This window comes from Streptomyces sp. NPDC047880 (genome assembly GCF_040706515.1).
Taxonomy (GTDB): domain Bacteria; phylum Actinomycetota; class Actinomycetes; order Streptomycetales; family Streptomycetaceae; genus Streptomyces.
Window position 1 is genome coordinate 55,854 of sequence record NZ_JBEZOK010000033.1, and the last position, 16,187, is coordinate 72,040.

Here is a 16,187-nt window from a genome sequence, read left to right on the forward strand (position 1 = left end):
GGCAGCGGGAGTCAACGGACGCGGGCGAGCGTGCCGAGGTACAGCTCGATCACCTTCTCGTCGTGCAGCAGGGCCGTACCCGTGCCGGTGTAGGCGTTGCGGCCCTGGTCGAGGACGTAGCCGCGGTCGCAGAGCTGTAGGCACCTGCGGGCGTTCTGCTCGACCATGAGCACGGCGACGCCCGCACTGTTGATCATTCTGCACCGGTCGAAGACGTGATCCTGATGGAGCGGTGACAGGCCGGCCGACGGCTCGTCGAGCAGCAGCAGCTGCGGCTCCATCATCAGCGCGCGGGCCATCGCGAGCATCTGGCGTTCGCCGCCGGACATCGCGCCGGCCTTCTGCCTGCGACGGTCGGCCAGCACGGGGAAGAGTTCCTCGATCGCCGTGACCCGCCGCGCGTGGTCCTTGGGCCGCAGATACACGCCCATTCGGAGGTTCTCCTCGACGGTCAGCGTGGGAAACACGTTCTGAAGCTGCGGTACGTAGCCCACGCCCCGCCGCACCAGCTCGTGCGCGGGCCGGCCGGTCACGTCCTCGCCGCGCAGCCGCACGGTCCCGCCGCGCACCCGCAGCAGCCCGAAGACGGCCTTGACCAGTGTGGACTTGCCGGCGCCGTTGGGGCCGATCACGCCGACCACCTCGCCCGGCCGCACCTCGACGCTGCATCCGCGCAACACGTCGACACCAGGGACGTAACCGGCGACGATGTCGTCGGCCGCCAGCACCGGTGCCTGCTCCTCTACGGGCATCGCTACTCCTCCTTCCCCTTCTCCCTCCCCTTCTCCTTCTCCTCGGTCGCCTCCGGCTCGTCGTGCCGTTTGCCCAGGTAGGCGTCCACGACGGCGGCGTTCCGGCCGATCGTGTGCGCGGGGCCCTCGGCCACCAGGCGGCCGTCGGCCATGACGGCCACCCAGTCGCTGATGCCCATCACCACGTCCATGTCGTGCTCGACGAAGCACACCGTCAGCCCCTCGTCCCGCAACCGCGTGATGTGCCCGAGCAGCGACTGGGTCAGCGCGGGGTTCACCCCGGCCATCGGCTCGTCGAGCAGGAGCATGGCCGGCCGGGTCATCAGCGCGCGGGCCAGTTCCAGCAGCTTGCGCTGGCCACCGGAGAGCGTGCCGGCGTGGTCGTCGCGCAGGGGCCCGAGCCGGAACCGGTCCAGCAGTTCGTCGGCCCGGCGCTCGAACTCCCGCTCCTGGCCGCGCCACAGCGGCCGCAGCAGCGCGGGCAGCACCCGCTCGCCGCGTTGCCCGGGCGCGGCGAGCAGCAGGTTCTCCAGCACCGTGAGCCGGGCGAGCGCCCTGGAGAGCTGGAACGTACGGACCATTCCGCGCCGCGCCACCCGGTACGCCGGGGCGCCGGTGAGCGGCTCCCCGTCGAACGACCACCGGCCGCCGTCGGCCCGGTCGAACCCGCTCACCACGTTGAACAACGTGGTCTTGCCGGCGCCGTTGGGCCCGATGAGCGCCGTGATGGCCCCGCGCTGCACCTCCAGGTGCTCGACCCGCACGGCGACGAGGCCACCGAAGGTGCGGGTCACCTGGTCCAGGACCAGCAGGGGATCGGGCTTGCGCACCCCCGGCCCGGGATCGATCGCGGAGAGCCGGCCCGGGTGGGACGCGGCAGGGTCAGCGGCCACTGAGCAACATCTCCTTCCGGCTGCCGAGGATGCCCTGCGGCCGGAACGCGACCAGCAGGATCAGGGCGACGCCGACCAGGGCGAAGCGCACCGCGCCGACCTCCGACGTGCTGATGAGGTCCGGGGAGATGTACTCGGCGTCGATGGCCTGGCGGAGCGCGCTGTCGAGGAAGCTGAGGACGAACCAGAACAGGATCGAGCCCACGACCGGCCCGAGGATCCGCCCGGCACCTCCGAGCACGAGCAGCGTGTACAGGAAGAACGTGACGGCCGGGTCGTAGTTGTCCGGGTTCACGGACTGCACCTGGATCGCCTGCATCATGCCCGCGACCGCCCCGATGACGCCGCCGAGCACGAGGCTCTGCATCTTGTACGCGTAGACGTTCTTGCCGAGGCTGCGCGCGGCGACCTCGTCATCACGGATCGACCGGATGACACGGCCCCAGGGGCTGTGGATCAGCAGGGCGAGCAGGCTTCCGACGACGAGCACCAGCGCCCATCCGACGATCATCACCCAGAGGTCGCGAGCACCGAACCTCACGAGCCACACGCCGTAGGTGCCGGGCTCGATGGGGTTGAGCGCGTAGAAGTCGTTCGCGAAGCGCTGCAACCCGAACACCCCGCCGGTGACCGGCTCGGCCCAGCTGGAGCGGTAGAACAGCCTTAGCGTCTCCCCCGCCGCGATCGTGGTGATGGCGAGGTAGTCGGCGCGCAGCCGCAGGGTGGGCAGGCCGAGCAGCAGGGCCAGCACGATCGCGCAGGCGACTCCGCCCAGGACGCCGAGCCACATCGGGCCGTCGTACGTCGACACCGTGACGGCGAGCCCGTAGCCGCCGACCAGCATGAAACCGACCTGGCCGAAGTTCAGCAGGCCCGTGTAGCCGAAGTGCAGGTTCAGCCCCATCGCGGCGAGCGCGTAGACGGCGGCGATGGGGCCGATTCCCGAGCGCAGGGCGTCGGAGAGAATGGCGGAGAAGTCCATGGCGCACCCCTCATCCGACGCGTTCGGCCCGGCCGAGGATGCCCTGCGGCCGGACGAGGAGGACGAGGATGAGGACGAGCAGCGCCCAGGCGTACTGGAGGTCGACCGGGAACCACAGGGTGGACATCTGGGCGACGACGCCGATGACGAGGCTGCCGACCATCGCACCGTAGGCGGAGCCGAGGCCGCCCAGGATGATCCCCGCGAACATGAGCAGCAGGAGCTTGAAGCCCATGTCCCAGGTGACGATCTCGACCAGGCCGAAGAAGACCCCGCCGAGGGCGGCCAGTCCGCCGGCGAGCATCCACACGAACAGCACCACCCGCTGCACGTCGATGCCCGATGCCTCCGCGAGGTCACGGTTGGCGGAGACGGCCCGCACGGCCGTGCCGATCCGTGTCTTCTGCAGGAGCGCGGCGATGCCGAGCAGCACCAGGACGGAGAGCAGGGTGACGGTGAGGTCCCGCGGGGTGATGCCGGCCGGCCCGATACCGATCGTGCTCTGGATGTCGTACTGGACATAGGAGGCGGGCCGTGTTCCGTACAGCACGAGTACGACGTGGCGCAGCAGCAGCGAGAGCCCGATGGTGACGATGAACATGTTGATCAACCCGGTACCCCGGGCCCGCAGCGGGCGCCAGATGCCGCGCTCGACCGCCCCGCCCAGCAGGGCGCCGAATGCCACCGCGGCGAGGGTGGCGGGGATGAGGTGCCAGCCCGGCCCGGCCGCGGAGGCGTTGAGGAAGAACGCGAAGGTGGCGCCGATCGTGACGAACTCACCGTGTGCGAAGTTGATCAGGTGGATGGTGCCGAAGATCAGCGAGAGCCCGACCGATGTGATCGCGATGATCACCCCGAACTGGATTCCGTCGATCAGCGCCTGCAGGGCGCGCGCGGCGAAGGTGGGGCCGCGCGGGACTTCCTCACCCTGGGCCCGCGCGGAGATCGCGGGCGCCATCACGAGGACCAGGGCGAGGCCCGTCACGAGCATCCGCTGATAGCGCACGGTGGTTCCGGTACGTCACGAACGTCCCTTATGGGCTCAGTGTAGGCGCAGGTCGGGGCGGTGACACGGACAGTGGGCCCGGTGTGGGCAGCCACGGAACGGAGGATGCCGGATGGGTGAGAGCGGGGACCTCGCGAGTGCGTACAGCGACGACAGTGTGCTCTTCCGGGTGCTGCGCCACCTCGGCTGGGACAGCCTGCTCGACGTCGGCTACTTCACGCTGCCCACCCTGCCGCTCGTGGTCCTGACCGGGCCGGTGCCCTTTCAGCGCCGGCTGGCTCGCCGGTCGCTGGCGTTGCTGGACGCCCGGCCCGGACAGCTCGTCCTGGATGCCGGATGCGGTCGCGGTGACACCACGGCGCGGTTGGGTGCCGCGGGGTGCCGGGCGCTGGGGGTGGACGTCCAGCCCGCGCAGATCGACCAGGCGCGTCGCCGCTTCGGCGACAGCGCTCGCTTCGCCGTCGCCGACGCCACGGCTCTGCCGCGGCGGGCGGCGGAGATCCCGCTGACGGAGGGTTCCTTCGACCGGGTGCACTGCCTGGAGGCCGCCTTCCACTTCGGCCACGAGGGCCGCAGGTCGTTCCTGAGTGAAAGCTTCCGGCTGCTCCGCCCAGGAGGCCGGCTCGTCCTCGCGGATGTCACGTCCGGTACGGATCAGCCGATCGGGTCCCTCGACCCGAACGGCCTCGTACGCGGGACCTGGCGCTTCGTCGACATCGAACCGTACGAGCGGTACCCGCTGATGGCTTCCGCCGCCGGCTTCACCACGCGCCGGATCCTCGACTGGACCACCCCCGTACTCCACAGGGCGGCCCAGCTCTGTGCCCTGTTCGTCGGCGCCGCGTCCACCCGGGCCGGCCGCGAGGCCCTGTGCGTGCGGTGGCCCGGCCTCAGAACACTCGACGCACAGGACTGGGACGAGGTCATCACGGTCGTCCGGGCTCACCGGGCCATCGGGCGCGTCACTCGCTACACGGCGTATGTCCTCGACAAACCCGCCTCCCGAGGGCGCGCGGCGGGACGCTTGCCCGCCGGGCGCCCTCCTGTTTGACTCGCCGTATGACCAGTCACGGGGGACGGCGCAGTCAGGGTGATCGCGACGCGATCACCGTCGAGATCGGGTACGCGCTGTGCAGTGCGGCCTTCGCCGCGGCGGTGGTGTTCGGGACCGTGGCCGGGCCCGCGCTGCTCTTCGATCTGCCGGACACGGCCGAGCGCCTGTTGCTGCGCGCCGGTGCGGTGCTCGCTCCGGTCCTCTTCGCCGCACGGGTCGTCAGCGTCCTGGTCCGGTTCCGGACCGCGGATCAGCCCAGCCAGCCCGGCCGCACCAACCCCGACTCGTAGGCGAGCACGACCAGTTGGGCGCGGTCGCGGGCGCCGAGCTTCACCATCGTGCGGCTGACGTGCGTCTTGGCGGTGAGCGGGCTGACGACCAGGCGCCGGGCGATCTCCTCGTTGGACAGGCCCATTCCCACCAACGCCATCACCTCCCGCTCCCGCTCGGTGAGCCGGCCCAGTGCTTGGGCCTCGGTTGGTTCCTTGGAACGGGAGGCGAACTCGGAGATCAGCCGCCGCGTCACGCCCGGCGACAGCAGCGCGTCACCCGCGACCACCGCCCTCACCGCGCGCAGGAGTTCCTCCGGCTCGGTGTCCTTGACCAGGAAGCCGGAGGCACCGGAGCGGATCGCCTCGAAGACGTACTCGTCGAGCTCGAAGGTGGTGAGCATGACGACCCTGACGTCCCGCAGGCCGGCGTCGTCGGTGATCTGCCGGGTCGCGGCGAGGCCGTCGAGGACGGGCATGCGGATGTCCATCAGGACGACGTCGGGCCGCAGTTCACGGATCCGGCGCACGGCCTCCTCACCGTCGGCGGCCTCCGCCGCCACCTCGATGTCGGGCTGTGCGTCGAGCAGAGCCCGGAATCCCGCCCTCACCAGTGCCTGGTCGTCGGCGAGCAGTACACGGATCACCGGTCCTCCTGTTTCGTGCTCGCGGATGCCGACAGCGGCAGCACGGCGAGCACCCGGAAGCCTCCGTCGGGGCGGATGCCCGCCTCGATCGTGCCGCCCAGGGCGGCGGCCCGCTCCCGCATCCCGGCGAGCCCGTTGCCACTGCCGCCCGCGTCGGCGCCGGTCGCCGGTCCGTCGTCGTCCACCCGCAGCCGGAGCAGGTCCCGTTCGTGCGTGAGGTGCACGCGCGCGTGCCTCGAACCCGAGTGCCGCACGACGTTGGTCAGGGCCTCCTGAACGATCCGGAAGGCGGCCAGGTCCGTGCCGGGGGCGAGGCGCGGCGGCTTGCCCTGGACGTCCACCGTGAGGCCCGCGCCCGCGGCCTGCTCGACCAGTTCGGGCAGCCGGTCGAGTCCGGGCGCGGGGGCGCGGGGTGCGGCGCCGGGGGCGCGCAGGGTGTCGAGCACCTGCCGCACCTCGCCGAGCGCCTCCTTGCTCTGGTCCTTGATCGTGGTGAGGGCGCTGCGGGCCTGCTCGAGGTCGGTGTCGAGCAGGGCGAGGCCGACCCCCGCCTGCACGTTGATGACGGAGATGCTGTGCGCGATGACGTCGTGCAGCTCCCGCGCGATGCGCAGCCGCTCCTCGTCGGCCCGCCGCCGTGCGGCCTCGGCGCGCTCGGCCCGTTCCCGGGCCCACTGTTCGCGCCGGACGCGGAACAGCTCCGACACCGCCGCGACGGCCACCACCCAGGTGGCGACCACGATCTCCTCACCCCAGGGCACGGCGGAGTCCCCGGGCGGCGGCAGCCACCTGAAGAGCCAGTGGGCCACCAGGACGTGGCCGGCCCAGAGCATGCCCATCGCGGCCCACGCCGCCCGGCGGTGCCCGGTGACGACGGCACTGAAGCAGGCCAGGGCGACGGTGAACAGCACCGGCCCGTAGGGATACCCGGCCCCCAGGTAGACCATGACGGCGGCCGCCGTGCCGAACACGACGGCCACCGGATGGCGCTTGCGCCACAGCAGTGCCCCGCAGGCCACCAGCAGCAGCGCCCGTGCGAAGAGGTCCAGCTCCGCCCGCTCGCCCTGCTGTCCGTGGGCGGCGACGTTCGACCCTGCCAGGACGAACACGGTCACGAGGGCCGTGGACCGCCAGGGCCACCGCGGCTCACGTCCCTCCCACCGGTCCCGCCACGCGGGCCCGTGCCGCCACCACTGCGGCGGACCTCCCCGCGCACGCTGCTCGTCCATACGGCCACGCTAGACGCCGCACACCCGCCGCCGCGTCACCCCGGCGTGGTGATCACGCGTACTCCCCGGGACGTACGCCCGCCACGGGATCCGTGCCCTACGCGGGCCCGGGAACCAGTCCCACCCCCCGGGCGAGCTGCCCCGCCGCGTGCAGGAAGAACGTCTCCCGGTCCTCCACCACCCGGTTGAACTGGCCGAACAGCTCGAAGCCGACCAGTCCGTACAACTGGGCCCAGGCCGCGACGAGTGCCGTCACGGTCTCCGGCGGGAGATCGGGAGCGAGGTCGGCGGCCATCCGTTCGGCCTCCGGGCGGAGGCCGGCCGGCAGCGCGGGCCGTTCGAGCCCCGGGCCCTCGTGGGCGTCGCGTGCGATGCCGATGAGCAGGAGGCCGACGCGGGCCGCGGCCGGGACGGTGGCGTCGGGGGCCGTGTAGCCGGGGACGGGCGATCCGTAGATCAGCGCGTACTCGTGCGGGTGGTCCAGTGCCCAGGCGCGCACCGCGGCGCAGACCGCGATCCAGCGTTCGCAGGGGTCGGCCGGTGCTTCGTGGGCCGCCTCGGCGCTCTCGCCCAGGGAGTCGTAGGCGTCGATGATGAGTGCGGTCAGCAGGTCGTCACGGCTGGGGAAGTAGCGGTACAGCGCGGAGGAGACCATGCCGAGCTCACGGGCGACGGCCCGCAGGGAGAGCCGGGCCGCGCCCTCCGCCGCGAGCTGTCTGCGTGCCTCGTCCTTGATGGCCGCCGTGACTTCGATCCTCGCCCGGGCACGGGCGCCGTGTGCGGTGCTCATGACGGGGAGTCTCCCACGGAAACAGAGCAGTGCACACAAATGAGAGCGGTGAACATAAAAGTGAGCAGCGCTCTTGCATGGGCAGCCCCACCTCGTGCAGACTGACACCAGAAAGCGAGAGCAGTGCTCACAAAAGAGAGCACCGTTTTCACCGCAGACGAGGGGACCCCATGTCCACGCACGTCCAGAAGCCCGGCTGGTTCACCGTCAACGTCTTCAACCGCTTCGTGGCCTGGCTGACCCGCCGCGGCATCACTGTCTGGGGCTCCCGCGTCCTCGCCGTCCGTGGCCGCAAGAGCGGCCAGTGGCGCACCACGCCGGTCAATCTGCTCACCCTGGACGGCAGGCAGTACCTGGTCGCCCCCCGCGGTCACGTGCAGTGGACGCACAACATGCGCGCCGCGGGCGGCGGCGAACTGCGCCTCGGCACGCGGGTGGACGCCTTCACCGCGGCCGAGGTGGGCGACGACGACAAGACCCCGATCCTGCGCGCCTACCTCAAGCGCTGGAAGGCGGAGGTGGGGGTCTTCTTCAAGGGCGTCGGCCCCGACTCCCCGGACGACCAGCTGCGCCGCATCGCACCCGACCACCCCGTCTTCGAGATCACGATGAAGGGGTGACCACGCGCAGACCACGGTGAAGGGCCGATCACAGTGCGCGGCGAGCCTCCGATCAGTCCGCCGAACCGGCCTCGCCACCTGCGGCCGGACGGCGATCCAGCGCGGTGAGGGCCCGCTGGGCCATCGGGTACGCGCGGACGATCTCGCCCAGCGACGTCGAACCCTGCGTGATCTCCTTGAACGCCTTCCACGCCGGGCGGAAGCCCGTCAGCGCCGCGTGGAACAGCCCCGGCCGGCGTTCGAACACCGTCAGCAGCCGCTTGCCGACGCTCATCTCCACCCCGAGGCCGGCCTTGACCGCGAACGCGTAGTTGAGAGCCTGCCGCCGCGTGTCCACGGCGTCGTGCGCCTCGGCGATGCGCACCGCCCACTCCCCCGCGAGCCGGCCCGAACGCAGCGCGAACGAGATGCCCTCACGGGTCCACGGCTCCAGCAGTCCCGCGGCGTCACCGCAGACCAGCACCCGCCCGCGCGAGAGCGGGGAGTCGTCGGCGCGGCAGCGGGTCAAGTGCCCCGAGGAGATGCTCGGTTCAAAACCGGCGAGGCCCAGCCGGCCGATGAACTCCTCCAAGTACCGCTTCGTCGCGGCGCCTTCGCCCCGGGCCGAGATCACTCCGACCGTCAGGGTGTCTCCCTTGGGGAAGACCCAGCCGTAACTGCCGGGCATGGGGCCCCAGTCGATGAGCACCCGGCCCTTCCAGTCCTCCGCGACCGTGTCCGGTACCGGGATCTCCGCCTCCAGACCGAGATCGACCTGATCCAGCTTCACTCCGACGTGCGCCCCTATCCGGCTGGCGCTGCCGTCCGCCCCGACGACGGCCCGCGCGAGCACGACCTCGCCGCCTTGCAGGACCACGGCGACCGTGCGCCGGTCCGGCACCGCCGAGCCGTGCTGCTCGACCCGCTGGACCGTGACGCCCGTGCGCAGCTCGGCGCCGGCCTTCTGCGCGTGCTCGACCAGCTGCTGGTCGAACTCGGGCCGGTTGATCAGCCCGAAGAGCATCTGCCGGGAGCGGCGCGTGCGCGTGAAGCGGCCGTTGCTGGAGAACGTCACCGCGTGCACGCGGTCCCTGAGCGGCAGCTCGAAGCCGGGCGGCAGGGCGTCGCGCGAGGGGCCGATGATGCCGCCGCCGCACGTCTTGTACCGGGGCAGCTCCGCCTTCTCCAGCAACAGCACGCGTCTGCCGGCCACCGCCGCCGCGTACGCGGCCGAAGCGCCCGCGGGTCCCGCGCCCACCACGACGACGTCCCACACCTGCCGCACGTCGTCCGCCGAAGTGTTCTCGCTGCTCACGATGGTCTGTTGCTCCCGATCAAAGCCGCCTGCCGCTGTCTCCCGCATCCTACGGCGGCGGTCACCGCAGGCCGCTGTGGGAGGATCGGCGGCGTGGGTGGCCCTTACACGGGGACGCGCCCGCGCCACACGATCACGCGTACCGAGAGGTACGCATCCTTACAACGTCGCACCCACGAGGAGCGTGCCCATGTCGTCGAATCCGGTCGCCGAGACCGTCGCCTCGCTGATGCCCAGGGCGAAGGAGGAGCTCACCGAACTGGTGGCCTTCCGGTCGGTGGCGGACTTCGACCAGTTCCCGCGGAGCGAGAGCGAGGGCGCCGCCCGCTGGGTCGCCGACGCGCTCACCGCCGAGGGCTTCGAGGACGTGGCCGTACTGGACACCCCCGACGGCACGCAGTCGGTCTACGGGTACCTGCCCGGCCCGGAGGGCGCGAAGACCGTCCTGCTCTACGCCCACTACGACGTGCAGCCGCCGCTGGACGAGGCCGCCTGGACGACCCCGCCCTTCGAGCTGACCGAGCGGGACGGGCGCTGGTACGGGCGCGGGGCCGCCGACTGCAAGGGCGGCCTGGTGATGCACCTGCTGGCGCTGCGCGCGCTGAAGGCGAACGGCGGCGTGCCCGTCCACGTGAAGGTGATCGCCGAGGGCTCGGAGGAAATGGGCACCGGCGGTCTGGAGCGGTACGCCGAGGAGCACCCCGGGCTGCTGGAGGCGGACACGATCGTCATCGGCGACGCGGGCAACTTCCGCGTCGGCCTGCCGACCGTCACCTCCACCCTGCGCGGCATGACCATGCTGCGCCTCCAGGTCGACACGCTCGCGGGCAATCTGCACTCGGGCCAGTTCGGAGGTGCCGCGCCGGACGCCCTGGCCGCGCTGATCCGCGTGCTGGACTCGCTGCGCGCCGAGGACGGCTCGACGGCCGTCGAGGGACTCTCGGCCGACGCGGGCTGGGAAGGACTGCAGTACGACGAGGAGCAGTTCCGGCAGGACGCCAAGGTGCTGGACGGAGTCGGGCTGATCGGGTCCGGGACGGTCGCCGACCGCATCTGGGCGCGCCCCGCCGTCACGGTCCTCGGCATCGACTGCCCGCCCGTGGTCGGCGCCACCCCGTCGGTGCAGGCCAGTGCCCGCGCGCTGATCAGCCTGCGGGTGCCGCCGGGCGTGGACGCGGGCGAGGCGGCCAAGCTGCTCCAGGCGCACCTGGAGTCGCACACGCCGTGGGGGGCGCGGGTGAGCACCGAGCAGGTCGGCCAGGGCCAGGCGTTCCGCGCCGACACCACCAGCCCGGCGTACCAGGCCATGGCGGCCGCGATGGCGGTGGCCTACCCGGGCCAGGAGATGCAGTACGCCGGGCAGGGCGGCTCCATCCCGCTGTGCAACACGCTGGCCGCCCTCTACCCGCGTGCGGAGATCCTGCTCATCGGGCTGAGCGAGCCGGAGGCGCAGATCCACGCGGTGAACGAGAGCGTGTCCCCGGAGGAACTGGAGCGGCTGTCGGTGGCGGAGGCCCTGTTCCTGCGCAACTACGCGGCGAGCTGACCGCTCTTCCCACAGCAGAAGGCCCTCGTCCACGGACGGGGGCCTTCCTACGGTCGTCCCATGGACGTCGTCGAGCTGCTCCCCCGTCTGCACCTGCTGCGCTTCCCGGTCGGCCAGGCCTACCTGTGGTGTGACGGCGGCGAACTGACCCTCGTCGACGCCGGCCCGGCGGGCTCCGGCACGCGGATCGCCGAGGCGGTGACCGCCCTCGGCCGCGACCCTCGTGACGTACGACGGATCGTGCTCACCCACTTCCACGAGGACCACGCGGGCGGGGCGGCGGAGTTCGCCGCGCTGGGCGGTGCCGAGGTGCTGGTCCACCGGCTGGACGCGCCCACCGTGCGGGGCGATGCCCCGGGCCCGGCCCCGGCGTTCGAGGACTGGGAGCGACCCCTGCACGAGCGGGCGGTGAAGCTCCTGCCCGAGGGTGACGTCACCCGGCCGCGGGAGGTCACCGAGGTGTCGGACGGCGACGTGCTGGACGTGGGCGGCGGGGCGCGGGTCGTGCAGCAAGGGCGGTGGCACCCTCCGCGGCGCAGTAGCTTTTGCGCCAAGAACCCGCAGCCACTCCCAACTGAGGTTAGCCTAAGCTAAATTGAGCTCCCCCGGCCCGGGCCTGCCCGGCCCCGCCGTGAAACGGAGTGACCGCGTGACCGTGACCGCACCCCGAGAAGGGGATCCGTCCGCCCCGGCACTTCCCTCGCCCCAGGAGCGGCGGGGCCAGGTGGTCGTCGTCAAGTTCGGCGGCAACGCCATGGTGGACGCGGATCTCCAGCTGACCTTCGCCCGGGACGTCGTGGAGCTGTGGCACAGGGGCCTGCGTCCGGTCGTCGTGCACGGCGGCGGGCCGCAGATCAGCGCGATGCTGGACCGGCTCGGCCTGGAGAGCCGCTTCGAGGCAGGGCTGCGGGTGACCACGCCCGAGACCATGGACGTGGTGCGCATGGTGCTGACGGGTCGCGTCCAACGGGAGCTGGTCGGTCACATCAACGCCCACGGTCCCTACGCGGTGGGACTGACCGGGGAGGACGCGCACACGATGACCGCCGTGCGGCGGACGGCCCGGGTGGACGGCCGAGCCGTGGACATCGGTCTCGTCGGTGACGTGGTGAACGTCAATCCGGTCATGGTGCGCGCCCTGGTGGAACAGGGGCACATCCCCGTCGTCTCCCCCGTAGCACGCGGCGCGGACGGTCAGATCTACAACGTGAACGCGGACCTGGCGGCCGCGGCCCTCGCCGTGGCCCTCGACGCCGAGCGGCTGGTGATGCTCACCGACGTGGCGGGGCTGTACGCGGACTGGCCGCGCAGCACCGAGGTGATCGACCGTCTGACGGCACGTGCCCTGGACGGTCTGCTGCCCGGACTGGCCGGCGGGATGGTGCCGAAGATGGAGGGCTGCCTGCGGGCCGTCCGCGGCGGGGTGCGCGCGGCGCACGTGGTGGACGGGCGCGTGCCGCACGCGGTGCTGCACAGTGTGCTCGCCGGGACGGGACCGGGTACCACGGTGGTGCCCGACGTGGTCACCACGTCCTGACCAGGACCTGCGCACCACGCCGCGGATCGAGGGAGTCCGCCCAGGTGGGCGGCGCCTGACGTGCCGTCGTGCGCGTGAATCCGTAGCGCAGGAACAGTCCGGCGCTTGTGGTGGTCGCCGTGAACAGGGCGTCGAGCGAGTGGGCCCGTGCCGTGGCCAGCACGGCACGTAAGAGACTCGCTCCCGCTCCGCTCCCCTGCCGGTGCGCCGCCACGCAGAAGTTGTAGACGACGCCCGGGCGTTCGCAGGTATCGCGTCCCACGTCCCCGGGGTACACGCGCAGGCCCACGCAGCCGTCGAGTGTGCCGTCCGCGGCTTCGAGCACCAGGAAGTCGGCCGCTCGGGCGGTGTAGAGCGAGACGGGACGGTCGCGCAGCGCGCCCGAGCGCACGAAGGGGCGGGACAGGGCAGCCAGGGCGGCGGCCTCGTCCGGACGGGCGGTGCGCACGGGGGGTGCCGGTGCGACACGGGGGTGCGGCAGTGCGGCGGGGCGCGGCAGGGCCGTGGACAAGGGGTTCCTTCCCTCGGGCGTCGGACCGGAAATCAGCCGCGCGCACGGACCGGGCGGCCGTCCAGGTACGTCTCCACGACCTCGATGTCGCCGATGCGCGAGGTGTCGACGCGCCGGGGGTCGTCGGCGAGGACGACCAGGTCGGCGAGTTTGCCCGGGGTGAGGCTGCCCAGACGATCCTCCCAGTGGCAGGCGTGGGCGCCGGCGACGGTGTACGCGTGCAGGGCCTCGTCGACGGTGACGGCCTCGCCGGGACCGATGAGCCGTCCGGAGAGGGAGGCACGTTCGACCATGAACTGGACGGCGCGCAGGGGCGATCCGTCGGCGACCGGCCGGTCGGAGCTGCCGACGAGGGGGATGCCGTGGTCCAGGAAGGCCCTGCCCCGGTACAGCCAGGGCGCCCTCTCCGCGCCCATGACCGAGGCGTAGTCGTCGCCGAAGTACCGCAGGAAACCGGGCTGGACGACCGCGCTGACGCCGAGTCGCGCGAGGCGCGGCAGCTGGTCGGGGCGGATCAGCCCGGCGTGTTCGATGCGGTGGCGTGCCTCGGGGCGGGGCCGCAGACGCTGGGCGCGCTCGATCGCGTCCAGGGCGACGTCGGCCGCCCGGTCGCCGATCGCGTGCACGGCGAGCTGCCAGCCGGCCAGATGGCCGTCCACGATCAGCTGTGTGAGGACCTCCGGGTCGTCCTGCAACTGCCCGGCGTGGTCGAGCCCTTCGTAGGGGCTGGTGAGTGCGGCCGTACGGGCCATCATTCCGCCGTCGGTCCAGATCTTCAGCGCGCCCACGCTGAGCCGGTCGTCGCCGAACCCGGTGCGCAGCCCGAGGTCGAGGGCGCGCGGGATGCCGTCGGCCTCGTGCGCGGTGACCGGGCGCAGCCGGTCGGCCGACACCATGAGCTGTACGCGCAGCGGCAACAGGTCATGGTCGCGGGCGAGTTGGTACGCGCCGAGTTCGACGGGGCTGTGACCGAAGAGGGTGCCGCCGATGCCCGCTTCGGCGCAGGCGGTGACGCCTTCGGCGAGGCAGGTGCGGGCCGCGCGGCCGATGGCCTCGGCCAGGTCCTCCTGGGAGTACGGAAGGCGCAGGGCGCGGGCGGCGCCCATGGCCCGCTCGGCGAGGAAGCCGTTCTCGTGCGGGGTGCCGGCGGGCAGCAGGTCCAGCACCGCGGTGCTGACCACGCAGCCGTGGCCGGAGTCGTGGAGCAGGTAGAGCTTGCGTCCCTCGCTGACCCGGTCCAGGTCGGCGGCCGTCAGATGGCGGCCCAGCGCACGCTGGTCGTAGCCGGCGATGCTCACCCAGTCGCCGGGTGCGCGGGTGCGGGCGACGGCCTCGGCCACGACCGCGAGCACGTCGTCGACGCGGGTGAGGCCTGCGATGCTCGGGGTGTTCTGCTTGAACCCCGTCCAGGCGAGGTGGACATGGGCGTCGATGAACCCCGGCAGCACCGTGGCGCCCTGGAGGTCGACGACCTCCAGGGCGGGCAGGGAGGTCACGGCCTCGTCGAGGCCCGCGATCCGGCCCTGCCGGATGCCCAGGTCGTGCGCGACCGGATGGTCCGGATCCATGGTGAGGAAACGGGCGTTGGTCAGCCTGGTGCACAGCATCGGCGGATCAGGCGTCCTGGGCCGTGGCGAGTGACCGGGGGCGCAGGTCCGTCCAGTGGGTCTCGACGTACTCCAGGCAGGCCTCGCGGGTGTTCTCGGCGAAGGCGATCTTCCACCCCCCGGGCACCTCGGCGAAGGACGGCCAGAGGGAGTGCTGGTCCTCGTCGTTCACCAGGACCAGGAAACGGCCTTGTTTGTCGTCGAAGGGGTTGGTGCTCATGCGTGCTGCCTCCTCGGAGGGCCAAGATTAGGTTAGGCTCGCCTAATTGACGGAGCCTAGCCTTTGGCCCTTCCCTCTCACAAGGAGACGTTCATGCACGTGGCCGCGGCCGGCGGGGAGGACGTGTTCACCGGGTTCGGGTTGTCCGGCACGCCCGGCACGGACGGGTTCTGGGCCGGGGTGGGAGCGCCGGCGTCGGTACCGGACGGTGAGGGCGGCTGGCGGACGCTGTTCCTGTGGCGCGGTCCGTCGCCGGTCACGATCGAGTTCGAGAGCTGGTCGGAGCCGGTGCCGCTGCGGCGCTGGGCCGACTCGGACTGCTGGTACGCCGAGGTGCGCCTGCCCGCGCGACTGCGGGTGACGTACCGGTTCCTGGCGGGAGAGGCGTCGCATGCCGACCCGTTCAACCCGGACGGCGCGGGCGGTGACCGGTCCGTCGCGGCGACCCCGGACGCCCCGGAGCAGCCGCACTGGCCCCTCCTCGGAGCCGATGCGGTGCTGCCCGTGCCGCGGGCGCGGATCCGCTGGGCGAGTGAGCGGCTGGGCGGGCGGCGTACGGTGCGGGTCCATCCGGCAGGGGGTGGCGGACCGGTGGTACTGCTGCTCGACGGGGACGACTGGATGTATCTGCATCCGGCCGTGACCGCGTTCGACTCGGCCGTGGCGGCGGGTGAGATGCCGCCGGTCACGCTGGTGTTCCTGCCGGCGAAGGACCGGGTCGCCGAGTTCACGTGCCGACCCGGGCTGTGGGAGGCAGTGCGCGACGAACTGCTGCCGCTGGTGGCCCAGTCGGGAGTGCCGGCCGACCCGGAGCGGCTGGTGGTCGCCGGGCAGAGTCTCGGGGGGCTGAGTGCGGTGTACGCGGCGCTGGAGTTCCCCGGGCTGGTGTCGCGGGTCGCCTGTCAGTCGGGGTCGTTCTGGTGGACGCCGGATGCTCCGCAGTCGTCCGATCCGCTGGGTGGGCCGGTCGGCGGCGCGATCGCCGACCGGCTGCGTGAGGGTGCCGATCTGTCAGGGTTGCGCGTCGCGTTCGACGTGGGGGAACACGAGACGCGGATGCTGCCCCACTGTGAGGCGGCCGAGGGCTTGGTGGAGCGGGCCGGGGCGACCGTGCGGGTGTCCCGGTCCGCGTCGGGGCATGACCGGGCGGGGTGGCGTCATGCGCTGCTCAGGGATGTCGGCTGGGCCCTCGGTGCGTAGTCGTGTGCGAGGCGGTGGGGAGCCGGTCGC

The 16,187-nt window shown here is 72.2% G+C and carries 17 protein-coding genes and 1 pseudogene; 7 read left to right on the forward strand and 11 right to left on the reverse strand.

The window, feature by feature from the left end:
• Window positions 1–11 precede the first annotated feature (11 nt).
• From AB0937_RS34680 to AB0937_RS34695, 4 genes are read right to left on the reverse strand one after another with little or no spacing between them, the layout of a single operon-like run.
• On the reverse strand, window positions 12–752 hold the full coding sequence (locus AB0937_RS34680; protein WP_366717552.1) for an ABC transporter ATP-binding protein: 741 nt from the start codon (window positions 750–752) through the stop codon (window positions 12–14).
• A 2-nt stretch (window positions 753–754) separates the two neighbouring features.
• A complete protein-coding gene (locus AB0937_RS34685) occupies window positions 755–1,645 on the reverse strand; it encodes an ABC transporter ATP-binding protein (RefSeq protein ID WP_366717554.1) in 891 nt (296 codons plus the stop codon).
• A complete protein-coding gene (locus tag AB0937_RS34690; RefSeq protein ID WP_366717556.1) occupies window positions 1,635–2,627 on the reverse strand; it encodes a branched-chain amino acid ABC transporter permease in 993 nt (330 codons plus the stop codon). The genes AB0937_RS34685 and AB0937_RS34690 overlap by 11 nt, the downstream gene beginning before the upstream one ends.
• 10 nt (window positions 2,628–2,637) lie before the next feature.
• On the reverse strand, window positions 2,638–3,633 hold the full coding sequence (locus AB0937_RS34695; protein ID WP_366717558.1) for a branched-chain amino acid ABC transporter permease: 996 nt from the start codon (window positions 3,631–3,633) through the stop codon (window positions 2,638–2,640).
• A 112-nt stretch (window positions 3,634–3,745) separates the two neighbouring features.
• Here AB0937_RS34695 and AB0937_RS34700 point away from each other — a divergent pair, with 112 nt between their 5' ends.
• Together AB0937_RS34700 and AB0937_RS34705 are read left to right on the forward strand one after the other, a co-directional pair.
• Entirely contained in the window at window positions 3,746–4,684 is a 939-nt protein-coding gene (locus AB0937_RS34700; protein WP_366717560.1) for a methyltransferase domain-containing protein, read from the forward strand.
• An 8-nt stretch (window positions 4,685–4,692) separates the two neighbouring features.
• On the forward strand, window positions 4,693–4,977 hold the full coding sequence (locus AB0937_RS34705) for a DUF6332 family protein (RefSeq protein WP_366717562.1): 285 nt from the start codon (window positions 4,693–4,695) through the stop codon (window positions 4,975–4,977).
• Here AB0937_RS34705 and AB0937_RS34710 read toward each other — a convergent pair.
• From AB0937_RS34710 to AB0937_RS34720, 3 genes are all read right to left on the reverse strand, one after another.
• Window positions 4,938–5,603, reverse strand: coding sequence for a response regulator transcription factor (locus AB0937_RS34710; RefSeq protein ID WP_366717564.1), 666 nt, complete (start codon window positions 5,601–5,603; stop codon window positions 4,938–4,940). The two genes, AB0937_RS34705 and AB0937_RS34710, sit on opposite strands and share 40 nt — an antisense overlap.
• Window positions 5,600–6,832 carry a sensor histidine kinase gene (locus AB0937_RS34715; RefSeq protein WP_366717566.1) on the reverse strand — a complete coding sequence of 411 codons (1,233 nt, stop codon included), beginning with the start codon at window positions 6,830–6,832 and terminating at the stop codon, window positions 5,600–5,602. Before AB0937_RS34715 ends, AB0937_RS34710 begins: the two co-directional genes overlap by 4 nt.
• A 97-nt stretch (window positions 6,833–6,929) precedes the next feature.
• The gene (locus AB0937_RS34720; protein ID WP_366717568.1) at window positions 6,930–7,622 is read right to left on the reverse strand and encodes a TetR/AcrR family transcriptional regulator; all 693 of its coding nucleotides are present in this window, start codon (window positions 7,620–7,622) and stop codon (window positions 6,930–6,932) included.
• A gap of 170 nt (window positions 7,623–7,792) precedes the next feature.
• Here AB0937_RS34720 and AB0937_RS34725 point away from each other — a divergent pair, with 170 nt between their 5' ends.
• Window positions 7,793–8,242: a nitroreductase family deazaflavin-dependent oxidoreductase gene (locus tag AB0937_RS34725; protein ID WP_366717570.1), complete on the forward strand. Its 450-nt coding sequence runs from the start codon at window positions 7,793–7,795 to the stop codon at window positions 8,240–8,242.
• Window positions 8,243–8,294: 52 nt separating this feature from the next.
• Here AB0937_RS34725 and AB0937_RS34730 read toward each other — a convergent pair whose 3' ends face one another.
• A complete protein-coding gene (locus AB0937_RS34730; protein WP_366717572.1) occupies window positions 8,295–9,536 on the reverse strand; it encodes a geranylgeranyl reductase family protein in 1,242 nt (413 codons plus the stop codon).
• 190 nt (window positions 9,537–9,726) lie between these two features.
• Between AB0937_RS34730 and AB0937_RS34735 the strand changes: the two genes are divergently transcribed.
• The 3 genes and pseudogenes from AB0937_RS34735 (at window position 9,727) to argB (ending at window position 12,619) form a co-directional block, all read left to right on the forward strand.
• Window positions 9,727–11,082, forward strand: coding sequence for a dipeptidase (locus AB0937_RS34735; RefSeq protein ID WP_366717574.1), 1,356 nt, complete (start codon window positions 9,727–9,729; stop codon window positions 11,080–11,082).
• Between the two features lie 60 nt (window positions 11,083–11,142).
• Window positions 11,143–11,589, forward strand: a pseudogene (locus tag AB0937_RS34740) (MBL fold metallo-hydrolase); the annotation flags it as partial.
• Window positions 11,590–11,836: 247 nt separating this feature from the next.
• Window positions 11,837–12,619 carry an acetylglutamate kinase gene (gene argB / locus AB0937_RS34745; RefSeq protein WP_366717608.1) on the forward strand — a complete coding sequence of 261 codons (783 nt, stop codon included), beginning with the start codon at window positions 11,837–11,839 and terminating at the stop codon, window positions 12,617–12,619.
• Here the strand turns inward: argB and AB0937_RS34750 are convergent.
• From AB0937_RS34750 to AB0937_RS34760, 3 genes are read right to left on the reverse strand one after another with little or no spacing between them, the layout of a single operon-like run.
• The gene (locus AB0937_RS34750) at window positions 12,606–13,130 is read right to left on the reverse strand and encodes a GNAT family N-acetyltransferase (RefSeq protein WP_366717576.1); all 525 of its coding nucleotides are present in this window, start codon (window positions 13,128–13,130) and stop codon (window positions 12,606–12,608) included. The two genes, argB and AB0937_RS34750, sit on opposite strands and share 14 nt — an antisense overlap.
• A 32-nt stretch (window positions 13,131–13,162) precedes the next feature.
• Complete coding sequence (locus AB0937_RS34755; RefSeq protein WP_366717578.1) at window positions 13,163–14,737, reverse strand: amidohydrolase; 1,575 nt, start codon at window positions 14,735–14,737, stop codon at window positions 13,163–13,165.
• A gap of 7 nt (window positions 14,738–14,744) precedes the next feature.
• A complete protein-coding gene (locus tag AB0937_RS34760) occupies window positions 14,745–14,957 on the reverse strand; it encodes an MbtH family protein (protein WP_366717579.1) in 213 nt (70 codons plus the stop codon).
• 93 nt (window positions 14,958–15,050) lie between these two features.
• On the opposite strand from AB0937_RS34760, the gene AB0937_RS34765 reads away from it, so the two are divergent.
• Window positions 15,051–16,157 (forward strand): alpha/beta hydrolase-fold protein, encoded by a 1,107-nt coding sequence (locus AB0937_RS34765; protein ID WP_366717581.1) that lies wholly within the window; start codon window positions 15,051–15,053, stop codon window positions 16,155–16,157.
• Window positions 16,158–16,187 lie beyond the last annotated feature (30 nt).